This is a genomic window from Bremerella sp. JC817, from assembly GCF_040718835.1.
Lineage (GTDB): Bacteria > Planctomycetota > Planctomycetia > Pirellulales > Pirellulaceae > Bremerella.
This window is the reverse complement of record NZ_JBFEFG010000281.1, coordinates 1,090,912-1,113,514: the sequence shown is the minus strand read 5'-3', so window position 1 is coordinate 1,113,514 and position 22,603 is coordinate 1,090,912. Positions and strand designations below refer to the sequence as shown.

Sequence of the window (22,603 nt, the reverse complement as noted above, 5' to 3'; positions counted from 1 at the left end):
GGCTTCACCATTTTCCACTGCTCGTCGGTGAGCAGAACCTCACGCTTTCCAGCCATCGAAGGACTCCTTTCGATGGTAGGTGTAACGCAAATCGTTGCCTGGCGCAAGCTTATAACGTCAGGGTTTTGAAACAGCTTCTAGGCAACGGCCGTCAGAATTATAACTCCGACTATGCGGCGGCTCGCTGTTTGGCCCGGAGTTCCTTCGGGATTAATCGCGACTTCTACGCAATTGGCTCGTCTCAAAATCAAGGAAAGGGTGTATCCAGCTTGCACCCTGGCGGTGTTCAGGTCTGTATGGGAGATGGATCGGTCAACTTTATGGCCGAGACGGTCAACATTTCGACCGTTTTCGATCCCCTCTGCCGTCGAGCTGACGGAGTCGTCGTCGGCGATTATTAATTCTCTATCGTGCGAATGCGAATTGCTTAATCCATGGGTCGAGCAATTCGCGACGCTACGAGCACTTTGCTTCTGCGCTACCACCATACTCATTTGATTATCTTATTCGATCAGTCGGAAACGTTTGCAATGAAAACCGTGATACCTTCCTGGATTGTTCCCGCATTGTTACTGCTAGGTTTGACTGGATGCGGGAGCGGCAACGCTGGCACCGTAAGCGGCACCGTAACCGTTGACGGAGAACCAAGCGGTGGCTTCTTCGTCTATTTCGATCCTACTGACGGCAGTGCCGAAGCAATTGGTGGCGCCGTCGAAGACGGAAGTTACCAATTGACTTACGGCCGAGGAAGCGATCAGATTCCCGTTGGCGAGTATCGCGTCTACGTCACACCAACGGATTTAATCGACGATGTTCCGATGCCGAAAGTGAAGCTAGAAACTCAGTACATGAATCGCGAAAGCACAACGCTTGTCAAGAAGGTTGAGCCGGGGACGAATGTTATCGACCTGGACATTCCAAGTCGCAAAGGAAGATAGGGAAACTCGTGCAATCCAGGCAGCTGGATCTTATCGCTGGTGAGTAAAAGATATCCACAGCAGCGATGCTTGTACCATGGATGTTTCCTAAGATAGTGCGTAAGGAGGGCGGGACATTGTTCTGAAGCCAAAGGACGATTCGTCCTGTGCAAGCAAGACCTGGTGCTTGAGGGCTCCGCTCATTGCAAGGCGGGCTACGACATCCGCACGGTTCAGGAACTCCTTGGTCACCGTGGCGTTTGGACACCAATGATTTATACTTATGTTTTGAACCAGGGAGACCGTGGCGTCCGCAGCCCGGCTGACGGTCTGACTCGTGGTGACGGTGAGTGATAAGCTGAAACATCCAATCACGCAGCGAAAGTCTTGAAAAAGATGCAACCACCGAGAATCAAGAGCCTTGCAACGATAGGCGTCCCGCGCGATAGGCTGACAAGGTTGCAGCCTACAAGGTGATACGCTGATCATCCAATAAACAAGTTATTCAGCTTTGAGAACTCCAGTGGCGGACCCCATTAAATTCCGATCATCGTTCAAGGCTTTCGCTGGAGAGGAAGCCTACCTGAAGTTTGTCAGAGCGATGCATCGTAATCTCAGCCGCGCGCGTCGACTTCGTTACTGGCAACAAGACTTGCTCGCTTCGTTCAATTCATCGTATCCAGAATTAACAATGAGTACGGATGAAATCGTCCAGGCGTTAAGAATATGTGAACTGCACGAAAGCGAACTGGAACCGGTAGCGGTTCCGGCGTTTCGAGGGTGTCTCGATTATGCACCGGAATACGTAAATGAGATGACGGCGAATTTTCCCCACTCTACGCTCGACCAAGTAATGGTTCCCGATTCGTTTACTGAACACACCGTTACAATTTGGGTGTGCTCGAGCTGCGACGAGGCATTGAATTCGTCCAGATGGCGAAAACGCTGAATAACAACAAAATGCACCCGAGCCGCGAAGTCGGGCGTTTTGACAATGGAGAATTGCTCGTCGCGACCGGCTGATTTTAGTCGTTATTTGGACTAAGGGCATGTGAGAACGCTTCGACTTTATCCAGTTCACGCTTGCGAGCGTTTCAATTATAAACGCCAATGGAAATACCGTCTTCAGGTACTCGGCTCTGTACTTTTCTGGGCGCATCTAGCGAAAGCGACCCAGGTCATTCACGACCCAGGCTTGGACGAACCGTTCGTTTACCTTGCTGCAGACGGAACACCGGTCGAGAGCGAGTTCCCGCAACCAACAGAGAAAGTGCGCGACGACCTGCGGACGACTTTGTTTCTCGATGCGTACGACGGCCATCCTGTGGTCCGGCCGGTTCGCCGCTTCCTGCGATGGCGATCAAAGACCGAGCCGCAACTTAAGCTTGAGGTATGCGATTTCCAAAACAAAGTTACCTCGGTTTGGCAAATGACGATCGGTCGAGATGTTACTACAATAATCCTCACTGGAACGGAGCCGGATTCTCCGCCGCCAGCAACCAAATAACCACGACATGCACGTGAGGACGGCGTGGGGCGTTTGCACATGGACAATCAAACTGTCGTCCTACGTTATGTGCCACATCGCGATCCAAGAAGCCAATGAGATTCCGATGTACTTGCGATTGATTTGGGATCAAATGCCCGATGATGCACGGGACGAACGACTCGCGATCGAAACGGCTTTTCTTAACTCCCCGTTTCGGTTAGAAGCATCTCCCGAAAAACACCCGCGTGGTGGTTTTAGCATCCACGTCGATTGCAGTGCTGCTGATTTCGACGAAATTGCAAAGCTACTTCAAGACAATAACCTTCTTGCGATCATTTGACGTAAAGTCCATCAAAACATGACTGTCTCTACTGTCTCGACTTCGTTTACATGGCAACGTGGATGGTTCCGCCCATGCTTGTGGCGATTGTTGTGTCTCGCATAGCCGGAATTCCGGGCATCGTCGCGTTTACTTCTTTTTTCGGTATACTGATCGTTACAACTTTCGTTTGGTTCATTGTGATCGCGTGTTGCACACAGCAACGCAGATCGGAAACGAAATCCAACGTCAACAACGGCACATAACCAGACGTTCCACGCGATCGGGCGGCGACGCGGGTTTTTGAAAGCGACCTCGCATACGCCCGCCGCGTTAACTTAATCGTTCTGTTGCTCAGGGAGCCGTTTCGTACACGCATGCCACATCTACCACGTGACGCAACCGCCGAAACATTGATCGCGTTTGCCGATAGATGGGCGGAACTGATGGAGCTCGAAGATTACGACGCGGCGTTCGCGTTTACTGAGCACATTCCGGAAATGAAATGGACCCCGACCCTCATTCGCGATGTCGTAAAGGCGTACGGGGATGCCGAACCGACTCAACGTGTCACGGTAATCGGAAAACCGACCGATGTCACACAACGCAAGAACGTGGATCGTTGGCCAAAGAATGCGCACGGAGCTGTCGGCGAAATCTGGTATGATTTGAACATTGATGGCTTTGTATCGGACCTGACCGCGACATTCGTGATTCTGGACGTCGATGATGGGCTGGATATCGCACTGAACGACATCCACGTCATGTGATGGGGCTTGTCGTTACGCGCGAAGTCAATTGAGAAACGCAACAGAACCAGACGATGCACGCGAGTGGCCGATCGCCCCGAATTCGAATGGAAAATCACTCGGCGGCCACCGCGTGATCGATGACGTTATGTAGCAAAGCCGAGCTAATGGACGTTACATTCTCCAAAATTGAGCGTTGGGCTAACTCTCATAACGGTGGGCCAGGTGTTGGGGGCATTTCACCCGCAGCTACGCGTGTAGGACTGACATTCAGCACGCACGTTGAGGATCGAACATGAGCTGGGTATTTTAACAATTGTTATTTAGCATTGGCCCAACCTCGATTGCCTCAAATCGATTCGTTGCAGCGTTGAAAAAGCACATGACACCGTCTTCTGTGCGATAAAATAATGGGCTAACCAGTAAGTCATGTTTTCGCGTGTCACACATGCGGAGTAAATTGCCGGTGACTTCGAGCAGCCTATGTTTAGCAAGTTGATCCAGTTGTTGCTTCCTAAGTAGTCTTGAGGTAATCGTGTTTGTCGCGGTGATGTCTGAGAATTGGACATCGGCTTCCGACAACTGATGACGCGACTGGAAGTACGAGTGGCCGAGGACGATAACCTCCGAAATTTGGGAAGTCTTTGCCGTGTCTACGACTTTCGCCGCGAGGGTTTGTGGATCATCGAAGGTGTCACTGGGTAGCCTTACCACAGGATCGCCGAACATCTTATTGATCTTGTTGATCATGGGGTCCACGAATTCTTGCTGGTCTGAGAGCCAGAGTAATTTGTGAGGCCTCAAAGAAGAATGCATCCACGGATGGGTACCCCGGTTGTCCATCCAGTCGAAAGCTCTGCCTGATGAAACCATTAGTGCTTGCTCCTAATCGGACACTTTGCAACGGTAAAATATATTGAGGAAAACAAATTAATCCCGAGCCATGGCTTCGACAGCAGTAACGAGCACGTCGACAGCGTCATTGATTCGAGAGCCCGAATTAACGACTCCGGTGACAGGATCAGGTTCATTTTTCAATGGCTGATCGATTGAAAAGTTCTTGCTAACATCTGTCATGGCAGATTCGTTATTCACGTCTAGTATGAGAGTTCGATTACTACCTAGTATGCAGAGCGGCTCTGAATCTACTTGGGATGCGAAAACATCAAGGGCTACGATACTGGCGATTCCGAGATCGCTTAAGAGCCTCGATATCTGTAGCTTTTTGAGCTGTCTCTGGTAACTTTCGGAGCTCGATTCGGTAGGAGTCTGGTCGGCGACGCCGTCGATGAATTGATCGTCGATTACGATGACGTGAATTGCGGCGTCGAAAAGCTTGGACTCCAGTTGACGTGTTATCGCCGCATTCCGAACCTGGTCTGTTCCCCAAACAAGCAGCGACGCGGGAGCATGTCGCATTCGATCTCGCCGGCGAGCGATTAGCGCTGCGTGCTGGGGGCTCACGCGCGGAGTGATGTCAGTTTTCGATAAATCGAGACCAGGAGTTGAAGACGTGCAATGCTGAATGATTCCTGCTGCAACCGTTTCATGGGATAGTCTGTCGATCAGAATGAAGGCGCCGGTGTCTCGGGATTCTACAAACAGATCATGAACAATCGTTTCATGAAGTGAGATATGGCATAATCCGATTTCGTTCAGGGCAAGGGAGCTTCCCGGAGCTACGCTTCCTTTCTCAATGTCAATCACGGATTTTACAGACGTCACTTCTGCTGTGATCGTCTTCGTCGAACATCGTAGAATGTAGCAGTGTCCCGGCTGAAGTAATTCCTGGGACATCCATACGAGCGTCGCTTCGAACTCGCGACTTACTTGAAAACTCTTCTCATCCGAGACGATCCAATCTCCTCGTGAAAGGTCGATCTCATCCTCGAGTGTTACCGTTACAGGTTGCCCAGCGGACGCCGATTTCAGTTCTCCGTCCATCGTCACAAGCGACCGGACCTTCGTTCGCTGACGCTGAGGCAGCACGACGATGGGATCGCCTGATCGTATCGTTCCCGAAACAATCGTTCCGCTGACGCCGCGAAAATCGGAATCGGGACGCACGACGCGCTGAATTGGGAATCGTAGTTCATCCTTCAGGCGGCAGGTGGTATCGGGGGTCGCTTCCAAAGCTTCCAGAAGTGTGGTTCCGCCATACCACGGCATATGGGTGCTGCGGTGACAGACGTTGTCGCCACACAGACCCGACAGCGGAATTGCGTGGGTGCTAAGGTCGCCTAACGTACGGGCAAAATTCACAAACTCATGGGACAGCTCATCAAATACACTCTGCTTGTACCCGACCAAGTCCATCTTGTTCACTGCCAGGATGAATTGTCTGATTCCTAGCAGCGACGCGATAATCGTATGTCTTTTCGTCTGCGGAAGAATCCCTTTTCTCGCATCCACCAGTATCAAAGCGACATCGGAACGGGATGCCGCCGTGACCATATTTCTCGTGTACTGCTCGTGCCCGGGACTGTCAGCGATAATGATCTTCCGGCGTGGCGATCGAAGATATCGGTAGGCAATATCGATCGTGATGCCCTGGGCTCGTTCATCCTCAAGGCCGTCGACAAGCAACGCGGGATCTATTTGCAGTTGCGTTGTTCCGTGTCGTTTGGTTTCCAGTTGCAGAGACTGCAGATGATCTTCATACACAGCGCCCGTTTCCAGCAATAGTCGTCCAATCAACGTACTCTTGCCATCGTCAACGCTTCCACACGTCAGCAATCGAAGAATTCCGACGGTCGAATCGTTGGGAAGGGAGGCGTTTTGATTCGTCTTTTGTAGTTGAGTGATCATTAGAAATATCCTTGTCGCTTCTTACGTTCCATGGCTGCTTCTTCATCCTTATCGCTCGCCCGGCCGGCTCTCTCAGAGATACGAGTCGACTGCAATTCCTGGATAATGTGCTCGACGGTGCGAGACTTAGACTCAATAGCACCGGTGACCGGATAGCAGCCTAGGGTCCGAAATCTTACTTCCATCAATTCGGGGTTTTCTCCTGCCAGCAGAGGCATTCGCTCGTCGTCGACCATGATTAAGTTGCCATCACGACGGACGATAGGACGATGCTGGGAAAAGTAGAGTGGAACAAGCGGAATGTTTTCCAACCAGATGTACTGCCAGACTTCTTCCTCGGTCCAATCGGAAAGGGGGAAAACACGCATGCTTTCGCCACGATGGACATGCGTGTTGTACAGACGCCAAAGCTCTGGTCGTTGATTGCGTGGATCCCATCGATGATGTTTGTCCCGAAAAGAGAACACGCGTTCCTTCGCCCGAGACTTTTCTTCTTCGCGACGTCCTCCACCGATGGCCGCATCGAAGCGGTAGCGCGTCAGAGCATTTTTCAGTGGCTGTGTCCGCATCACGTCGGTGTAAACCGTGCTGGGGAAGTCGAAAGGATTGACGCCTCGTTGGGCCCCTTCTTGATTAATCTCCACGAGGACATCCAATCCAAGTTCGCGACGGACATAGTTCTCTCGGAACTCGATCATCTCGCGGAATTCCCAGGTCGAATCAATATGAAGTAGCGGAAAGGGTGGTTTCTCGGGATAAAACGCCTTTCGAGCCAGGTGTAGCAGAACGCTAGAGTCCTTCCCAATGGAATAGAGGAGAACTGGATTCTCAAACGATTCGGCCACCTCGCGCAGGACATAGATGCTTTCTTCCTCCAGCATTCTTAGATGCGCGAAGCTCGGACTTTCAATTTCGTTCTGCTGTTCGGACACGTGTGATTCTTGAATAGTCATTGGATGTTCCCTCATTCCTATTGCGAAACGCCTTGATAGACCGGCATGCTGGAGCCCTCTGCTTCGTATAAGTCCCAGCTATCACATCCCCAGCGGAAGAATTGGTTATGCTCAAGCACCACCAACGAAATCCAACCGTGTGAGACAAGATCATGGACATTCGGATGCTTCTCGATAATTGTCTCGATCCGATCCCGTGGAGATTCGATGACAACAAGAAGCTTCAACGGCTGATGCTGCCAGCTTTCTCCGTTATGAATGGACTGCATGGGTAGTCCCGTTCGCAGGTCACCACCGTTGCCTTCCAGCACGCCAAACTTGCCCACCGCATTGTGAAGCAGCTTATCGCCACTGCCGTATTTCCGGTTATCTATGGTGGAAGCAAAGTACTGCAAATTGATCCAACTGGTAACGATCATGGGTGCGGTCATGATCGACTCCAGAATCTTTCCCGAAACATCCTTGGTCGGATCATAGCTGTGAAGGAACACTCGTCCTCCCAGGTCCAAGTCGCGCGTCCGGGATCGCGGCGCGACGACAAAAGCCGCATTGCCTACTAGCCCCCAGTCCGGTCTGACGTCCCCCCAATTTCGACTCTTGCGCGACAAGTCTCGATTGACCTCGGCTGGAAATCGAGAAGATCGGCTCGCCGCACAATTGAGACTTGCAGCGTGACAAGCTGAGGTCAGTTCGTGAAACTCTTTTTGGAAGATAATTGGTATCGCGCCTATTTCAGGCAAAACAATGCTTTCTGTCGTGGTGTTATGCACCGCAGGCACGAACCAAGTTGACTCCGGTACCGAGATCCCCCGTTCTGAAAGACCATTTCGCACCTCTTGGTTATTCAGCATCGCACAAGCAACTCGAGCGTTCGGTTCGCCCGAATGTCCGCCACAAGCTCCGCAGTCGAGTCCTGCTTGAAAGAGGCTATTCTGAACATCCGAGGCATGACCGCAGACGACCACGAATCGTGCAAAGCGTTCCGTCAGCCCAAGGTTTGACAGAAACCCTTGGCAAAAGTCGACCTGTTGCTCGACGGTCAAACAAGTCCGGTATCCTCCAGATTTGCCTGGGCTTGAAAGAAGTTGTGGATCGGCGGGTTCAAGGAAAGCACCAAACCGCGAACGAACCCATCCCAGCGAGTCGAACAGCAGTTTCCCCGCTGACAACCATCCGAGCGTTTCGACAAACGTGAGGCTCGATACCGGATTGGATCGGAAAGAATGAAAGACTTTCTGCCACGTCTCTTCTTTGACTTGCGAATCCCGATCCTGATCATGGGGGGCGCCTTTCGATGACTTCTCCCATTCAACCTGGAAAGCTGGTTCCAGGAGCACTGGGCAATGAGAACTTCCCTCAGTGCCGGGCGAGGGGATGTTCTTCAGCGGCATCCCAAAAAAGCCTGCAAAGCCGAGTGTTTCCATTCGTTCGCTGACGAGTTCCAGTTGGCGTCGGATAGGCTCAGATCGAACGTCGATACAAAAGACAAGCTGTGCTAATGGTTCCACCGTTGTCGGTGACTTCTTCTGCGGTCGCGAAAGCTGAGACGTAAGCCCATGGCGAAAACTCGTCTCGCAAGCAATCTGAAGCACATAGCGAATGACATCCATTGGATCCGGTATCGCCAGAGCTTCGAGAGTTCGTTTGCCGCTCCACAAATCTTGGTGAAAACAGATTGTCGATACGCGGTCGGAACTCTGGATGAGAAACGCATCGTATGCCAATCGAATCGCCAGAAGTTCCGGCAAGCAACTTTCTCCTGACTTTGAATTATTCTTAACATAAGACGCCCATCCAGCGACCGAGCTAAGCTGTGCCAGGCAGAAAGCAAACCACAAATGCTTGGGGAGGGATATTATCGAAAGCATTTGCAGAAGGGCTTTTTCTGCGTCGTCCGGGAGGCGTTGCACAAATTCCCGAAAGCCTCGCATGCCGAGAAAGTCCATCCGGTGGCTGATCGAGTTCATTTGCTTCCAGGCCGGGAATGGCGATTGGTTTCGCCAGGGCATCGGCCAGAATGCTTCGCCATCATCGAAATACCCCGACAAACAGCGTGTGATATCGTTAAGGATTTGGTTCTTCCGTTCTCCGCCATCGGTTTGGTCCAGTGCTTCGGCCATGGTCCAAACAGTCCTCCGCTCAACTGGCTGCGGCTGATCATTCTGATGTAGCCAAGCTACCACCTCATCTAATGGCGTCCCTTTTAAAAGATCAGGATGGTCTCGACTGATTTCGTCGTATCCTTGACTGATTTGATCGATCGACAGTCGACTCTCCCGATGGAGTGTGCGGAAATAACTCAGCGGAGGAAGTAGATCAACATCGCAGACTTGCTTCAGAAGTGCGTCTGTTTCCAGGAATGTCTTTCCGGTGAAACCTAGAAAGGGGTTGACTGCGACAAAGTCCTTTAGAGGCCAGGAAGGGGGAACCGTTTCCTGGAGTCGCTTCATGACACGATTGAATTCGGATGACAAAAGATCATCAGACATAGATCTTTCCTTGCCGACTACGTTTGATGAATCGAGGGCGACGACCATCTGGGAAACCTCCAAGAGTCTTGGTTTGCGAATTAAGTGGGAACCTATGGCGTGGGAGCAGACCGAGCCCAAAGTAGGGCCGTAAGTCGCCGCGCTGCGATATCGAAGTAAAAACCATTCACGGCATGCACATAGAGAAGCTGTAGAATCCGCGAGTTTGCCAAGTGATCCTTCGCGATTTCAATAATGCCAAGAGACACAAAGCCGATAGCGACGATTCCGATGACAATCTGACTACTGAGGCTTGTCCCGACTGAGTCGTGGGCTAAGACGTCTCTCGTTAACCCATCAAGTGCTGCATGACTAAGAAAATAGATGGCCACGATGAGCGTGGATGCGGTCATTCCTATCAGAGCTAGCCTGGGTGAACCGCTGCTGATCGCCTCGGAAATCAAGTGGGTCAGGGCAACAAGCGTGACCAGGCCGAGCAGCATTTCAGCCATCGAAGGAGTTCCATCCACTCCCATTAGGAATGCCACCATCACGATGATGATCGATGCCGAGACTAGACCAACACCGGTGGTTAACAGGCGTTTCTGCCAGCTAATTGGAGAATGGCTTAATCCAGGGGCCGTCACGGCACTGCCCGATCGAAGGAAAGCGTGAGACTTGTAGAGCGAGTGAGAAATGATGTGGATTAAGGCAATCGAAAATGCGCCGAGCCCACACTGCATCATCATGAAGCCCATTTGCGACATCGTGCTGTAGGCTAGTTTTCTCTTGATGCTGGACTGCGTGGACATGATTATGCCGCCGAGTAAGCAAGTCACGCCGCCAATAATCGTGCAGAGTGCAAGTGCAGCGCTCGATTGCGAAACCAGAGGACTGAGTCGAATTAGGAGAAACCCACCTCCATTGATAATGCCAGCGTGCATCAAGGCGGACACAGGCGTTGGCGTTTCTAGGGTGTCTGGCAACCAGCTATGGAAGGGAAATTGAGCCGATTTGGTTAGGGCACTCAAAACCAACAATATGCAGATGACTCCGACACGCGAGTCGTCGAACAATGCTGGGGCACCTTCTTTGAACTTGGCGAGGAGTTCACTGAGTTCGCCGGTCCCCCAAACCTGGTACACCAGATAAATTGCGATTCCGAGAAACACATCCCCCAGTCGGCTAATGAGAAACTTCTTCCGTGCCGTCCAAACCGCCCAGGGGCGATCCGCGTTATGCATCAGGAGTTGATGCAGAGCAAAGGTCGTCAGTATCCAGAAGACAAACAATTGAATTAGGTTGCCACTAACTACTAATCCCAGAATTGCCCCAAGGCAGACCATCAGCCACTTGTCGAATTGCCCCGCCCGCGAATCTCTATCGAGATAGCTGCCTGAAAACCGCGAGATGATCCAGCCGATGTAACCGATCAAAAGTGCCATCAGTGCCGAAATAACATCGTAATAGACGCTAATTCTCAACGGCCCGTGGCTGCCCGTCAGAGACCAACTACCAGTAATGTTGCTTTGGAAGAGGAGCCCGAGCGAAGCCAGCATCAGAAAAGCACCGACGCCTGCGACCGAGGCTTGACACAAACGACGCATTAAATCGGCGTGATGGTTTGCCCATGCAGAAGGGATGACGAGTGCAAACGCCAGACAAAACGGAGCGACACATATGAGCATGGCTAAAAGCGACATCGAGACACTCTCTCCCTTATTCAGGAACTACCAGTGATAGCAATGTGCGAAGTTTAAAGCACGACAAATATGTCGTCAATTGCATGTCGCTAGAATTCGGCAGATTCGTCCAGAACGCTTGAAGGAATCCAGAGGCAAACGAGATACGACCGGCAATTCATGATTGTCAAAGCACGAATCGGCTTGTAAGATAAGTCGTTGAATCGTCAGGCTTTAGGCAGTGGATGCCTCGGTCTGGATCTTCTCTTGTGAAAGTAGTCGGATGGCGGCCCCTTCCAGAAAAAAAAATCCCTCGAAACCACCCGCAGCAGGCAAAACGCCTCGCCCGCGTCGTGGTACACCAATCGAGACAGCCCCGGACAAAGGTGTTTTCTCGCGATGGACGTTCCTGACGAATCACTCGCACGTCTTGATTCTTTTATCGCGGAATTCAAGTATGGTGCTTCGTGAAGTCGCCCTGCAGGTTGGAATCACCGAACGTGCCGTCCAGAGAATCATTGCGGACCTGGAAGAAGGTGGCGTAATTCGTCGGGAGAAAGTCGGGCGACAGAATCACTATGCAATCATTGGTGACCGACCTCTGCGACACCCTATTGAGGCACATCGGTCCATCAACGATCTTTTGGAACTGCTGGCCGAAACGACGGACGAAGAAGCCTGAAGCTGTGAGACAATCGAGGCTTCGTGGATCCTAAGTCGCGAGATTCAAATTGGCATCTTGAGAGTGGGATTTGTGGATTGTTCCCATTTGCCTGACCTTGCTTTTTCTCACCAATCGAAGATCGTAGGGTCGTCAGAGAACTGACTTCCTTGTTTATCTTTGATGGAGCCATTTCAATTGGCAGAGTGGTGGAGGAATCCCTGCAGCCAATTTGATAATAGACGATGTGTTCGTGCCGGAAGCACCTAACAACGCAGGCGTTCTAGGCCTCGACGGCGGTCACACTCTAAATGTCACGCCAGTAGTAGCGACTCATGATCGGACTAGATGCCATGCGCCCCCGATACCGTGATACACTTCTAGCTCAAGCCGAAATCGCTGACCACAGCCATTACATCGCAGGCCGCAGTCGAGGTAGTCGGACCACTGTAGATCACCGTATTCGATATCCATGTGGCCTTGGGCAACTGCCAAGCACAGTTGCTCATGGAACGCTTTGCATTTCTCCGCATCTTTAGGGGAGAAAGTTATTGGCGACATGAACGGCGTACAGTTTGAACATTGAGAATTTGTCATCGGTTCGGTGTCCGCAATCATTCACGATCTCGAGGCTGATTCAAGACCCCGACGTTATAAGCTTGCGGAGGTCACGATTTGAGTCATACCTACCATCGAAAGGAGTCCTTTGATGGCGGGCAAACGTGAATTGCTGCTCACCGATGAGTAGTGGCAAATGATGAAACCGTTCGTTTCTAAGGTCACAGACGCAACAACTAATTTACCGAATGGACGCGATCGAACGGGGCGGGTCGCGGCCAGTGTCTCTGGCAGCCTAAATGATAATCCAGTTCAGTTCTCAATGACTAAATGACACTTATGATATCAGTTGAGCGAGCACTCAGCTCGCACACGTTTCTGTTGGAAACGCAAAACCATCCCTTCACAATTCAGAAAAGGGATCAGTTCTCTCAGGCCTCGCCTGAATGCGATACGGATTCGCTCGACCGTTTCCCTTGCATCCGATACCAATAATTCCCGATCAGAGAACTCTTACTCTTAGGGTTCTGACCGGGGCGGGTCACGTGTTGTCGCTTCGATCGCGTGTTGAGTCGACGATGGTCTTATCAATCTAATCGACTTGCTTGGAAGCATTAAGTGTGTAGTCCGCCCGATTGGGATCACGTTCGCGGAATAGAGCTAACCGTGGCGAAAGTTCAGGCTACGACTTTTTCTCCCGGCTGTACGATTGCACTTCCGCCCATGTTAGTTCATGGGGCATGACTCCCTTCTGAAGCGACACGGCACTCGTCAATCCCGCGGCTTCTCCCATGGGTACGGCGTTGCCGGTCACACGGTAGCTTGAGTGGGCAAAAAAGTCTCCGCTGATGCAGCGGCCTGCCATCATCAGGCCATCGACATCTGCGGCCATCAGAGCGGGAAGTGGGATATCGTACGACTTCACGCCGGCTGCCCGGTAATGCTTCACGTCCGCTGGGTTAGAGCCATCGGGAAAGACATTGTGCACATCGAAACCAAAATCTGTTCGACACACGGCAGATTCGTGACGAAGTCCTGAAACGAGATCGTCCCCGGTGATGTAATACCGTCCTCGGATCCGCCGACCTTCACGAACGCCAATCTGTTCAGCGGTTGCAACGACTGCCAGGTCTTGCCAAGGCTTTCCCAGCTTTCGTAGTCCTTGAACAATTTCATGGACTTCTTTCCTTGATCGAATCGTTGCTTCGGTAATGGCACCGGCATCGGTAGCCGGTACTCCGTACTCATGATTGGTCATGAGCGAATAGATTCCGCTGTGAAGATGTCGAAGGGTAGGAGCTCGATACGAAGGGTTGATGCCAGCGTCTTGCATGAGCTTGTAGAATCGAGTCTTGGCATCGGCCCCGTTTTCGCGGATGTATTCTCTAACTTCCGAGGTGTTAATCCCTGTCAGGAGGGCCATCATCGACATGGGTTGGCATTCACAGTTGCGGTCGTATCCTACTTCGAAGTTACAACCAGCTTGAGCAGCCAAGTCGCCGTCTCCGCTACAATCAATGTAGCGATTGGCGACCCACGCCTGTCGTCCTGATTTCGATTCGGTAATGATGGCCACGATTCTCTTCTGACCGTCGGTAACTGTCCCCACCAGACGCGTGTGGAGTTGAATGCGCACTCCGGCTTCGACGCATAGTTCTTCCAACAATAGCTTGAGGATCTCGGGATCGTAGACTTCTCCCGCGGTTGACTTGGCAACGCTGCTTCCCCGCTCGGAGAGGGCGGTGAGAATTTCCTCCATGATTCCCGATTTGTCGCCGCCTCCGATGATTTTCGTAAGCAGGCCAGCTGTCCATACACCTCCGAGGCAGCCTGCAACCTCAATCAGTTGCACACTTGCCCCGGCACGTGCGGCCGCTAAAGCGGCACCAATTCCCGCTGGCCCAGCGCCACATACGAGGACGTCGCTCTTTCCAGCTACGGGGATAGTGCGTTCGGCCTCTCTGAGAACAGTCTGCTTCTCAGAGAGTTCCCCTTGGGTGCGCAAGACTTCGCCTTTACGCAAGTCTGGTTGGGTTAGTACTTGGTTGGAAGTCACCTGTTCCGCACCCCAAGCACCACCTAGCAAGATTGACTTGGCGCCGAGTACGGCACCGATTGCCGATGATTGAACAAATGCACGACGGCTTGGATTGATTTGGGAACGATTCTCTTTCATCTGCATTCTTCTTTCATATCGGCGAGGGTGAGAAGTTTGACAATGGTGTGTTTCGACCGCGGTTGCCGGTTGATTACTTAGATTTCAGCTCAAAATCAATGACGTTCGCCTTGTCCTCGACCACTGCGTTTAAATCGGTTTGATCGTGATAGTTTTTCGGAAGCATTTCCTTGCGAAGGATCTTGCCGTACTTGTCTTCAACCACGGTCCGAATGATGACTTTGTGCTTTCCTAGTGCTACCCCTTGCCGTTCCAGGCTGTAGCCCATGTTGTATTTCCCGTTGTCATCAGTCTTGCCATACGAAGGTCTCCCAGACGATGGCTGAAAATGTAAGGTCGCGTCTTTGAGCGGTTCGCCATCGAGAGTTACGGTGCCGGTAACGGTTGCAAGTTCCGGACCACTATGTTTTTGGCAGCCGGCAATCAATGCGAAGCCACACGCGAAAAGCACCGAAAAACGGTAGGCGGCAAATGTCTTTATTCGGGTTGGCATGGGGTGTTCCGATGAAATGGTGTTGATAGAGAAGGGGAGAATGAGAAGCGCGATCGACCGTCAGGAAAAGCTCACTCGCTTAGTAGTTGCCGACGACCTGGTTGTCATTGCGCGACAGTAGTCGCTCGTATGAACTGTCGACGGCACTTTCGTTGCTGGAACCATCGGTTACGTAGTCGATATTCTCTGTCAGGAAATGAACCGATCCATCCGCGAACACGAATTGCGCTCCGCCGGGGTGCATGCTGCTGAAGCTTTCGCACAACTCATTGGAAACGTTATTCGAGTGGTTGATCGCGGCGCGCCCACCAGCATAGACGTCTTTGCAAACGTTTCCCCCTTTTCCACGTGTCGCTCCGGCCCAGACAGCTGCTTCGTGAAATAGTTCCCCGCGTTTCCAGGCCACCTCTCCAATGGCAATCGTATTGGACGTACCGTCGGTGACATCACGCAAACGCAACGATCCCTGGGCAGACCCCGGTTTTCCAATCGGTAGGAAGCATCCCGTTTGAGCGGCCGCGACGGGAGCAATTTGAACTGCTCGATGCCGGTGTCCGTAACTTGCTTTGTAGTTAGAGATTGCCCAATCGGAAAACAAGCGACCTACGCCAATCGTCGGGGCCGTGTCAGAGGGACAACGGTATGACGCGACAGGAGTCAACGCAACCGGATCGATGACGGTCTCGAGCAGGGTACCACGACCGAGTCCACTCTGTTCGTAAAGTGCGGCTTGTTCGATATATGGGAGGAGTATTGCGCCCCATCCCCAACTCTCAACGTCGGTGTCGGCCGTGGCACCTCCCCAGTCAGGATCGTTTGCTTGAATCACATGGCCCGGTGGAAGGGCAAGATGAACATCGTGATAGTTGTGAATGGCAATGCCGATCTGCTTCAAGGTATTCGAGCATTGAATGCGACGTGCGGCCTCACGGGCCTGTTGGACTGCCGGCAAGAGTAGCGCGATCAGAACTCCGATAATGGCGATAACCACCAATAGTTCCACAAGGGTAAACCCGTAACGGTGTCTTACATTTGTCATGGTCACTAAGAATTCCTTATTAGGGAATGGAGATGAGAATAAGACGGGATTTAGTCCGACGTGCGATCCTTCGGTAGGATGACGATGCCGTACATGGAACCAGCACCTTGGATCGCATTATCAAACTGATGAGATTTCTCGCCGTTGGGTCCTAAGTGCACCTGCTGGCCAGAGCTGTGTTTAAGCTTCCAAACATTGACCGGTACATCGACTGAGTTACCTGGCCCTCTACCGAGAAAACGTTCGACATCCGATTCCACGGGAGGTGCTTTCACCTCACCTGCTCGATGCGATAGACCGAGGTCAATTCCGAGTTTCCAGCCGGTATCGACAAAGTTTTCGGACAGCCAATCCGGAATCAGGTAACGCTGATCAACTAGGATGTAGACGTCTGCTTCCCGAGATAACGTCAGCGTGATGTCGATGTCTTTGCAATGTTTGTCGTCGTTGAAAGTCCGAATATAGTCCGCTCCAATCAATTCCTTGGGAATTCCCGTCTTGTCGAGGCCGTTCCATTCGTACTTGCGATCGACGTAGACCAACGCATCTTCACAAAATCCGCCGCTGACGACCATGTAAAATTTGGCGTTGGAACTGCCGAGGACATTGTCGGTAATGGAGGCTACAGAAGAATTGCGGCCATCCGGAGCCGTCGACCATTCGGACGACAAAGAGGAACTCCATACGGTGGGAATGCGTTCGCCGGTGCCTGACTTGTCGTATCTTTCCGCCTGGCCCGAAACGAGAACCTTGCGTGGCAGCTTTTTCTGGCTGTTGGTCGCAACATCAACGACACCATCAAAGACCAGCACTTCGGTTTCATCAGGTGAATTGGCGCCCACACCAAATACCGTTCCCAGGTCGACGATATTTGCCGCATCGGTCAGGACGGTAAACCCTTTTCCTTGCTCTCCGACATCGACGTAGACCTGGCCTTTATGGAGTCGAACTTTCTTATCACCGAGGATTTCCAGGTCAGCCCCTTGAGATAGCGAGACTTTGACACCATTGCGGAACGTGATCTTATTGGAGTGGTTGGCGGAGGCAACGACGCGGTCTCCGGCACGTAGTTCTAAAGCCGAGTCGACTTCTGAACCGGTCCAGGCAATCGGCGACTCTTTCATCGGGAGGAAGAAAAAACATGCGACCGCGATGCTCAGTGCACAAGAGGCGAGCAGCAGTGGGACAAAAACCCGGCGCTGAGTGACTACCTGGGGCCACGCTTGTCTGTCTGAGGCGATCGAGACGACAGGCTCTGACAGTGTCTCGTGAAGCGCCAGATGAAGTTCGACGAGATTCCGGTAGGCGTCTCGTGCGGAGGCGCTCTGTTGAAGCTTGGTTTGCAAGCGTTCGAAGTCTTGGTCCGAAATACTTTCATCGAGGAGACTACTAACCAGCAGTTGAAATTCTGGATGTGGCAGTTCAGGCTCGTGAGGGTCGAAATCATTGGGGAGGCGATTGCTAATCATTCTCGTTCTCCCATCTTCAAGCACTGTAAAAGAGCAGTTCTGGCGCGGTTTAGCAGCATCCCGATCGCAGCCTGAGTTCGACCGAGTTTCTCGGTAATGAGTCCAATTGAGCACGATTGCTGGTAGCGAAGTTCGATCACTTCTCGTTGACGCGGTGTTAGCCGGCTCAAACAAACCCTAAGGCGATCGGAAGTGTCCTGCGTCAAAATGCTTGTCGAATTCTCCGCATCATGGGTAAAACGATCGACGAGGGCTTGGCTAAACATCAACCGGCTGCTCTGTGCCGATTTGAGAGCTGCGAGAGATTGAAAGTAAGCGATCCGAAGTGACCAGGACCGAAAGTTGGTACCCGGCGTAAACGAGTCTCTTTTCTTCCAGATAACCAAATTGGTCTCCTGTACCACATCGTTTACCAGGTGGGGGTCCCGAACCAACGAGGCGACAAAACTGATTAAAATACGCTGAATGGAGTCGATTTCCCCACGAAACCATTCATCGGTGGCTTCCTGTGAGGAGCGTTCGCCTGGGGATTCACTCCTCACGCTAACCTCAGAGGTAATAATGTCGGTTCTGCTACCACGCATAGGATCTTTTGTCCGTTATCGGGTCCTGCAAAGAGAGTTCAAATTCGCCTAATCTCGCTTGCAGAGGATTCTCTCCTGCTCAGCTATTGACGAAGCTTCTGTCTAATAACGAAAAAAACTGACGAAATGCAAAAATGTTTGCGAATTGGCTTCAAAGCAAGATCGGTCAGAGATGGCGAAGATGGAACTTAGCCCAGCTTGGGTCTGTTTCGGCAGCTTGGTATTGGCGAGCGGTTGACCTTACCGGATGTCACTGGCGTCTGGCCTGTGCGAATTGGGTACAGATAGACAAACCGACTCGGAAACGCTAAGTCCTTTTCTCACTGTCGGATAGGTCGACTTTGTAAACAAAGAAGATTCACGAAGATGGCTCAGCCCGGGGCCTTTCTTGGAAGCGGATTTTCCACTGACAAACCCGTTGACGACAAACGCCGAGAGCGAATGCTCTGAGCGTTTTTTCGTTTCTTGATCCCATATGTTTGAATGCGGTTTGGTCTGGGATAGGATCTCGGGTAGCTCCATTTCGATCTCTGTTGGCGTGACCGAGTCTTCAACCATTGGTTTCCCTATATGGAATCCTGGATCGCACGGGGGCTCGGACGCGAAGGATCCTGCGACCTGATTCTCAATGGGCAGAGGCCATCGCCACCCAGCCGATTAAGTGAAACGTAGTCACTACTATGCGCTGGCCGTGAAATGGACAGGACCCTATCCCATGTGGTCCGCTTGCGTTGGTGAGTAGGACGGAAGCTTTTAAAGCGGTAACGGACGGGAGGAAGTCAATGAGCCCAATCCATCAGTGTCGAAGTTCATTCTATTCTAAAAGCCGAATACTTCGTGTTGATGTATTCCTCTTATTCTTAGTCATATGCGTTGCTCCTCCATTTATGGTTCGATCGGCCTGGGCGCAGGAGGAGGGCTATCAGCCAATCATTGACAACCGCTTCATAATGATTGAGGCGGGCAAAAAGGTGCCAGTCGAATGGATCAAAGAAGCAACTCGAATTCATGTCGACGCAATACCCGTTTTCATAAAAGACAATGACACGCTTACTGAGCGGTGGATATGGATATCAGACGACGACATAGCTCCGATCCGTCATGCCAAAGAACTTGAAGAGTTATGGATATTGGGTTCGCAAGTCAGCGGACCAGAAATCGAGATAATCCTTAAGTTGCCACATCTGAAGAGGATTGATTACAAGGGGGTTTCCCATGTCGATGACGTAATGAAGGTCATTGGACGTGTGAAGGGTCTGGAGCACCTGTCAGTGGCAGGCAGTAAGATGACAAATCAAGCCATTTTTGCGATCGGCAAATTGGAGCATCTAAAGTATTTGGATTTGGAAGAGACAGGAATTGATTCACGTTTTTTTGAACAAGGCATTGACTTGCCTAGTACCTTGACGCATTTGCGTTTGGATGAAGTCCAATTAGATAATTCTGTGATCGAGAAGCTTCCAAAGGGATTGACGCATCTTTCGTTGAATGGGACAGGCCTCAAGCCAGACGTCATTCCAATGTTGAAACGATTTGAACAACTAAAACGACTTGAAATATTCGCAAACGATTGGTCTGGCAAAGATTACGAACGTTTGGAAACTCAGCTTCCCAACGTTGCGGTCAATTCGACAGGATTTTCTACTTTTTGACAATATCGAGCGCTACCTACCCGACGAAGCTCCAGCGGCAGTCGATGCCACCGGCTACAGGTCTGACTGTGACCGTATTCGCAGGCAGGTGGTTGTTAAAACGCGAAGGCAGATCGAATCGTTCTCGTCGTGCGATCCGTAAGCCGTACATCATTGCGGACTGGGCGGCATACGTTCGATGAGAAGCCGGCTTCAGGCGAGGGAGTGCCATTCTGCAGAGGAGGTCGATGCCTGAAGAGTCGTGTGAACAAACTACGTTATTCAGAACGAGCCAAGCATGGCCTGGAAGGAAATTGGCAATCGTCAAGATGCAATTAAATTTTGGCAAGCTGGTGCCGTTGGGTTATTCGATAGGAAAAATTCGATCTGCCCATTGTGCGAAAAGCAATCGGTCAGGTTCTACGCCCATCATTTCAGCAGCGATAGTTCAGCAATTTGGTCGTGGTGTCAACATTGCAAGCTATGGACTGTCGCTTCCAACATGAAACTTTGGGGCGAATTCGACGATCCATTCAGCAATGCTGAAATAAGCCAATATGAGTGTCTTCAGCAGCCTTCATGGATTGATCGCCTGGACGAGCTTTGGGAAGCAGGTACTTTGCCGCAGTATGGGAGGCGAATACACAAACCGGTCTAATGGGCGAATCGGAAGCATTGCCGTTTGGCTTCAACTTCCCAGAGAAGACCGCTCGAAGTTGAACGCGTCCGCCTGGCCCAGGGGCAGCTTAGACGGTTCCGCCTGCTAGTCGTGAGGCTTGGGGCTGACACGAGACTCAGGCCAATGGATTGACCCCGCGACTCTCCCATTGTTTATTACGATCTTCGTCTCGGCGGCACTGCTAGTGGCCGAAGGCCTCTGCTCAGTACTCGACGTGGCTGCAGTTAGGCTGTGCGGTTTGTAATTTCTTGACGCCTTCGGAAGTGACCTGGGTGTTTTTGAGATGGAGGACCTTCAGGCCGGTCAGGCCGTTGAGATGCTCGAGCCCGGCATCACTCAGTTTTGTGTTGTTGAGGTAGAGGGTTTCAATGCTGGTCAGTTCTTTAAGATGCGTTAGCCCGGCGTCGCCGATTCGCGTATTGCTGAGGGACAGGACCTTGAGATTCGGCAGTTCTTCCAGGTAGGCGGCCTCGTCATCGCCGAAGTTGCGCCAGCCTGAGTCAACTACTTCCCCGTCCGCGTTGACAAGCTGTTCGTTGACAAGCACCGAAGTCAGGACTCGGTGAGCGATGCGTTCTCCGAGAAACGCTCGGATCTTCTGCGGGAACGTAAGCTCGACATCCTCGTAAGCGACGATGCTCCCGGCACCTTCCAGGATACGTCCGATCTCTTCCTGTCGCTTCGACTGCTCAATGTTCCAGATGCACCACGACAATAGCAGGCTGACAACTAAGATCGCAGCAAGGAGCATACTTATTCGGAATTGAAACCGTGGGTGGCGTTGGGGAGCCTCATCGCTCATCGACGCACCTCTTTAAGCTTAGCGGTAATACGGACGGGCACGTCGCAGGTCGAGTCCAACCCACGAAGATGTGATCGATAACGTGTATCATAGATGACCGCCATATAAAAAAGAGAAGCCAGGCACACGTTGTCAGAGACTCCATGTGCCTAGCGTTGTTATCTCACGTTATTAACGATGCCGCCAGCAAAACGTGATTCAGTAGCCATTTCGGCGCTCGAATAAGAATGGCTTAGTAAGTTGGCCGGGGGGCTAGTTGACTGGCCAGCACGTGGCAGATTCGAGTGAAATAGACGGGAATGAATTGAAGAGTTGAGGCCTATGAAGGGCACTGGCAATTACTGCGGAGCAATGATGACCTGGGTGACTAAACTGAATTGCCTGGTCGGCGTGGTCGCGGTATGGCAAGTGTTCCTTGCGTTGCTGATCGTTCTGGAACAATTGTATTGGACTACCTTTGATCCAGTCGTCGTTTTTACCTCGGAAAATGCCATGTATCAGAGATGCGCCGTCTATGATTATGAGCAGACAATGCTATTGCTCGTGTCTTCGGGTTTCGCAATGGGAGCACTTCTCAGTAATGCTGAAACGCAATTGCAAACACGATTCGCAACAACATCTCTCGTGTTTGCTGGGCTATTTTGGTTGTGTTTTATCGCCACGGTCTTTCATCCTTACTCTCCCCATCGATTCAGTGGGAGATTGCCTGAAATGGACATCGCCGGATACAGTCTGTATCCGGACGAAACGACAGAGCTTGAGATTCGGTTTCGAGCAGATCCCTTGGCGCACGCCTCGCTTTGGGCCGGGTTGGGGCAACTGTTCCTTTCTGTAGCCTTGTTCATTCCAAGCCTTCGGCAGCGAAAACTCCGCTTGCTCGACCTCTTCGTATGCGTGGCAATGCTCGCGATCGCATTCTCGCTATGGGGGGCGCTCTATAAGCCTCCAAGCATTCCTCCATAGCCTTTTGAAAATCGTTCGGACCGGCGCGTGCATCTCGCATCGAGTATTACGTTGCCTGCCATGGTTGTTTACGGCCTCTTCGACTTCAACCCATTCGCTTTGGTTGCCAAGGAAGCCTCTTGTAACCGCCAGCAGGAGGCGGATGGGTGACTCGGTGCCTGAG

General features: G+C 51.7%; 18 protein-coding genes and 1 pseudogene. 8 read left to right on the top strand and 11 right to left on the bottom strand.

Going from position 1 to position 22,603, the window contains the following annotated elements:
• The 4 genes and pseudogenes from AB1L30_RS27485 to AB1L30_RS27470 all read left to right on the top strand — a co-directional run.
• Nucleotides 1-401 (top strand): DUF1559 domain-containing protein (locus AB1L30_RS27485; protein WP_367017869.1); only part of this gene is annotated, 401 nt, incomplete at its 5' end.
• 129 nt (nucleotides 402-530) lie between these two features.
• Nucleotides 531-938, top strand: a complete 408-nt coding sequence (locus AB1L30_RS27480; protein ID WP_367017867.1) for a hypothetical protein — start codon at nucleotides 531-533, stop codon at nucleotides 936-938.
• Between the two features lie 174 nt (nucleotides 939-1,112).
• Nucleotides 1,113-1,271 (top strand): annotated as a pseudogene (locus tag AB1L30_RS27475) (integron integrase); the annotation flags it as partial.
• A gap of 1,900 nt (nucleotides 1,272-3,171) precedes the next feature.
• Nucleotides 3,172-3,495, top strand: a complete 324-nt coding sequence (locus tag AB1L30_RS27470) for a hypothetical protein (protein ID WP_367017865.1) — start codon at nucleotides 3,172-3,174, stop codon at nucleotides 3,493-3,495.
• A gap of 288 nt (nucleotides 3,496-3,783) precedes the next feature.
• Here AB1L30_RS27470 and AB1L30_RS27465 read toward each other — a convergent pair whose 3' ends face one another.
• The 5 genes from AB1L30_RS27465 to AB1L30_RS27445 all read right to left on the bottom strand — a co-directional run bounded on the left by AB1L30_RS27465 (nucleotide 3,784) and on the right by AB1L30_RS27445 (nucleotide 11,406).
• Entirely contained in the window at nucleotides 3,784-4,224 is a 441-nt protein-coding gene (locus AB1L30_RS27465; RefSeq protein ID WP_367017864.1) for a hypothetical protein, read from the bottom strand.
• Nucleotides 4,225-4,404: 180 nt separating this feature from the next.
• Nucleotides 4,405-6,282: a GTP-binding protein gene (locus tag AB1L30_RS27460; RefSeq protein WP_367017862.1), complete on the bottom strand. Its 1,878-nt coding sequence runs from the start codon at nucleotides 6,280-6,282 to the stop codon at nucleotides 4,405-4,407.
• Nucleotides 6,282-7,235 carry a sulfate adenylyltransferase subunit CysD gene (gene cysD / locus AB1L30_RS27455; protein WP_367017860.1) on the bottom strand — a complete coding sequence of 318 codons (954 nt, stop codon included), beginning with the start codon at nucleotides 7,233-7,235 and terminating at the stop codon, nucleotides 6,282-6,284. The genes AB1L30_RS27460 and cysD overlap by 1 nt, the downstream gene beginning before the upstream one ends.
• Nucleotides 7,236-7,252: 17 nt before the next feature.
• Entirely contained in the window at nucleotides 7,253-9,724 is a 2,472-nt protein-coding gene (locus AB1L30_RS27450; protein ID WP_367017858.1) for a DUF2309 domain-containing protein, read from the bottom strand.
• Nucleotides 9,725-9,816: 92 nt separating this feature from the next.
• Nucleotides 9,817-11,406 (bottom strand): proton-conducting transporter membrane subunit, encoded by a 1,590-nt coding sequence (locus tag AB1L30_RS27445; RefSeq protein ID WP_367017856.1) that lies wholly within the window; start codon nucleotides 11,404-11,406, stop codon nucleotides 9,817-9,819.
• Nucleotides 11,407-11,815: 409 nt separating this feature from the next.
• Here AB1L30_RS27445 and AB1L30_RS27440 point away from each other — a divergent pair, with 409 nt between their 5' ends.
• Nucleotides 11,816-12,067 carry a winged helix-turn-helix transcriptional regulator gene (locus tag AB1L30_RS27440; protein ID WP_367017854.1) on the top strand — a complete coding sequence of 84 codons (252 nt, stop codon included), beginning with the start codon at nucleotides 11,816-11,818 and terminating at the stop codon, nucleotides 12,065-12,067.
• Between the two features lie 1,219 nt (nucleotides 12,068-13,286).
• Here AB1L30_RS27440 and AB1L30_RS27435 read toward each other — a convergent pair.
• From AB1L30_RS27435 to AB1L30_RS27415, 5 genes are all read right to left on the bottom strand, one after another.
• Nucleotides 13,287-14,780 carry an FAD-dependent oxidoreductase gene (locus AB1L30_RS27435; protein WP_367017852.1) on the bottom strand — a complete coding sequence of 498 codons (1,494 nt, stop codon included), beginning with the start codon at nucleotides 14,778-14,780 and terminating at the stop codon, nucleotides 13,287-13,289.
• 73 nt (nucleotides 14,781-14,853) lie between these two features.
• Complete coding sequence (locus AB1L30_RS27430) at nucleotides 14,854-15,273, bottom strand: carboxypeptidase regulatory-like domain-containing protein (RefSeq protein WP_367017850.1); 420 nt, start codon at nucleotides 15,271-15,273, stop codon at nucleotides 14,854-14,856.
• Nucleotides 15,274-15,352: 79 nt separating this feature from the next.
• Complete coding sequence (locus AB1L30_RS27425) at nucleotides 15,353-16,312, bottom strand: DUF1559 domain-containing protein (RefSeq protein WP_367017848.1); 960 nt, start codon at nucleotides 16,310-16,312, stop codon at nucleotides 15,353-15,355.
• 50 nt (nucleotides 16,313-16,362) lie between these two features.
• Nucleotides 16,363-17,781, bottom strand: a complete 1,419-nt coding sequence (locus AB1L30_RS27420) for a FecR family protein (RefSeq protein WP_367017846.1) — start codon at nucleotides 17,779-17,781, stop codon at nucleotides 16,363-16,365.
• A complete protein-coding gene (locus AB1L30_RS27415) occupies nucleotides 17,778-18,365 on the bottom strand; it encodes a sigma-70 family RNA polymerase sigma factor (protein WP_367017844.1) in 588 nt (195 codons plus the stop codon). The genes AB1L30_RS27420 and AB1L30_RS27415 overlap by 4 nt, the downstream gene beginning before the upstream one ends.
• 782 nt (nucleotides 18,366-19,147) lie before the next feature.
• On the opposite strand from AB1L30_RS27415, the gene AB1L30_RS27410 reads away from it, so the two are divergent.
• Both AB1L30_RS27410 and AB1L30_RS27405 read left to right on the top strand, forming a co-directional pair.
• Nucleotides 19,148-20,017, top strand: coding sequence for a hypothetical protein (locus AB1L30_RS27410; RefSeq protein ID WP_367017842.1), 870 nt, complete (start codon nucleotides 19,148-19,150; stop codon nucleotides 20,015-20,017).
• Between the two features lie 277 nt (nucleotides 20,018-20,294).
• Nucleotides 20,295-20,654 carry a hypothetical protein gene (locus AB1L30_RS27405; protein ID WP_367017840.1) on the top strand — a complete coding sequence of 120 codons (360 nt, stop codon included), beginning with the start codon at nucleotides 20,295-20,297 and terminating at the stop codon, nucleotides 20,652-20,654.
• Nucleotides 20,655-20,877: 223 nt separating this feature from the next.
• On the opposite strand, the gene AB1L30_RS27400 is transcribed toward AB1L30_RS27405, so the two are convergent.
• Nucleotides 20,878-21,426, bottom strand: coding sequence for a leucine-rich repeat domain-containing protein (locus tag AB1L30_RS27400; RefSeq protein ID WP_367017838.1), 549 nt, complete (start codon nucleotides 21,424-21,426; stop codon nucleotides 20,878-20,880).
• A gap of 372 nt (nucleotides 21,427-21,798) precedes the next feature.
• On the opposite strand from AB1L30_RS27400, the gene AB1L30_RS27395 reads away from it, so the two are divergent.
• On the top strand, nucleotides 21,799-22,440 hold the full coding sequence (locus AB1L30_RS27395; RefSeq protein WP_367017836.1) for a hypothetical protein: 642 nt from the start codon (nucleotides 21,799-21,801) through the stop codon (nucleotides 22,438-22,440).
• Nucleotides 22,441-22,603 lie beyond the last annotated feature (163 nt).

Excerpts from the sequence above, each read along its gene's own strand:
- AB1L30_RS27410 (WP_367017842.1), top strand. The coding sequence starts at position 19,148 with ATGAGCCCAATCCATCAGTGTCGAAGTTCATTCTATTCTAAAAGCCGA.
- AB1L30_RS27400 (WP_367017838.1), bottom strand. The coding sequence starts at position 21,426 with ATGCTCCTTGCTGCGATCTTAGTTGTCAGCCTGCTATTGTCGTGGTGC.
- AB1L30_RS27450 (WP_367017858.1), bottom strand. The coding sequence starts at position 9,724 with ATGTCTGATGATCTTTTGTCATCCGAATTCAATCGTGTCATGAAGCGA.
- AB1L30_RS27415 (WP_367017844.1), bottom strand. The coding sequence starts at position 18,365 with ATGCGTGGTAGCAGAACCGACATTATTACCTCTGAGGTTAGCGTGAGG.
- AB1L30_RS27430 (WP_367017850.1), bottom strand. The coding sequence starts at position 15,273 with ATGCCAACCCGAATAAAGACATTTGCCGCCTACCGTTTTTCGGTGCTT.
- AB1L30_RS27395 (WP_367017836.1), top strand. The coding sequence starts at position 21,799 with ATGAAGGGCACTGGCAATTACTGCGGAGCAATGATGACCTGGGTGACT.
- AB1L30_RS27405 (WP_367017840.1), top strand. The coding sequence starts at position 20,295 with ATGGCCTGGAAGGAAATTGGCAATCGTCAAGATGCAATTAAATTTTGG.
- AB1L30_RS27435 (WP_367017852.1), bottom strand. The coding sequence starts at position 14,780 with ATGAAAGAGAATCGTTCCCAAATCAATCCAAGCCGTCGTGCATTTGTT.
- AB1L30_RS27470 (WP_367017865.1), top strand. The coding sequence starts at position 3,172 with ATGGAGCTCGAAGATTACGACGCGGCGTTCGCGTTTACTGAGCACATT.
- AB1L30_RS27420 (WP_367017846.1), bottom strand. The coding sequence starts at position 17,781 with ATGATTAGCAATCGCCTCCCCAATGATTTCGACCCTCACGAGCCTGAA.
- AB1L30_RS27425 (WP_367017848.1), bottom strand. The coding sequence starts at position 16,312 with ATGACAAATGTAAGACACCGTTACGGGTTTACCCTTGTGGAACTATTG.
- cysD (WP_367017860.1), bottom strand. The coding sequence starts at position 7,235 with ATGACTATTCAAGAATCACACGTGTCCGAACAGCAGAACGAAATTGAA.
- AB1L30_RS27460 (WP_367017862.1), bottom strand. The coding sequence starts at position 6,282 with ATGATCACTCAACTACAAAAGACGAATCAAAACGCCTCCCTTCCCAAC.
- AB1L30_RS27465 (WP_367017864.1), bottom strand. The coding sequence starts at position 4,224 with ATGATCAACAAGATCAATAAGATGTTCGGCGATCCTGTGGTAAGGCTA.
- AB1L30_RS27445 (WP_367017856.1), bottom strand. The coding sequence starts at position 11,406 with ATGTCGCTTTTAGCCATGCTCATATGTGTCGCTCCGTTTTGTCTGGCG.
- AB1L30_RS27480 (WP_367017867.1), top strand. The coding sequence starts at position 531 with ATGAAAACCGTGATACCTTCCTGGATTGTTCCCGCATTGTTACTGCTA.